Origin of the sequence: Methylophaga sp. UBA5088, from assembly GCF_002414625.1 — a bacterium.
Classification (GTDB): Bacteria; Pseudomonadota; Gammaproteobacteria; order Nitrosococcales; family Methylophagaceae; genus Methylophaga; species Methylophaga marina.
On sequence record NZ_DIAC01000091.1, the window covers coordinates 1 to 1077 of the forward strand.

Consider the following 1077-nt stretch of genomic DNA (forward strand, 5'->3'; position numbering starts at 1 on the left):
GAACATGCCATGCGGATCTGGCTCGACCCGCGGAGTATGAATAATTTTAATATCACGGCATCAGATGTGATTAATGCTATTCAAGAACAAAATGTGCAACTGGCGACAGGTGAGATAGGCGGCACGCCACAGGCAAAAGAACAGCAGATTAATGCCACCATTACCGTGCAGTCTCTGCTTTCTACACCAGCCGAGTTTGAGTCCATTTTATTAACAGTGCTTGAAGATGGCTCGCAGGTCACTTTGGGAGATGTCGCTCGGGTCGAAATAGGGGCTGAAGACTACAATATTATTGGTCGTTGGAATCGACAACCGGCATCGGGTATCGCCATTGAACTGGCTTCCGGAGCCAATGTGCTGACGACCATTGAGAATGTCAAAGAGCGCGTTAAAGACTTCGAGAGCATCATTCCGCCTGGCCTTGAAGTGGTGTATCCCATCGATGTATCAACATTTATTAAGTCGTCTATTTTTAATGTGGTGATGACCCTCTTCATGGCCATCGGTTTGGTCATTCTGGTCATTTTCATTTTCTTACAAAATATCCGAGCAACATTTATTCCGGCAATTGCTATTCCTATTGTGTTGCTTGGCACATTTGGGGTGATATTGACGCTCGGTTATTCAATCAATGTACTCACCCTGTTTGCTCTTGTGCTTGCCATCGGCATGTTGGTGGATGATGCGATAGTCGTCACCGAAAATGTGGAGACAAAATTAGAGCAAGATCCGGATCGCGATCCTAAAGAAGCCACTCGTGCCGCAATGAAGGAAATTTCTGGCGCGCTTGTTGGCACCACGGTGGTTATCTGGGCAGTATTTTTACCGATGAGTTTTTTTGAGGGCTCGGTCGGGGTGATTTATCGTCAATTTTCCATCACGATTTCTGTCGCCATGGCGATATCACTGTTTATCGCCTTAACCTTATCCCCCTCTCTTTGTGGCGAGATTTTGAAATCAAGAAAAAGCCAAAAAGAGAAAGGATTCTTTGGTTTATTTAATCGTGGCTTTACGAATCTTCGCCATGGCCACAAAACACTGCTGGACGGTCTGCTTGAAAATAAAGTTGTCTTACCG

The 1077-nt window shown here is 45.5% G+C and carries 1 protein-coding gene; it reads left to right on the forward strand.

From position 1 onward, the window contains the following. Positions 1-9 precede the first annotated feature (9 nt). A partial coding sequence (locus B4K20_RS11320) for an efflux RND transporter permease subunit (RefSeq protein WP_289282971.1) occupies positions 10-1077 on the forward strand: 1068 nt, incomplete at its 3' end.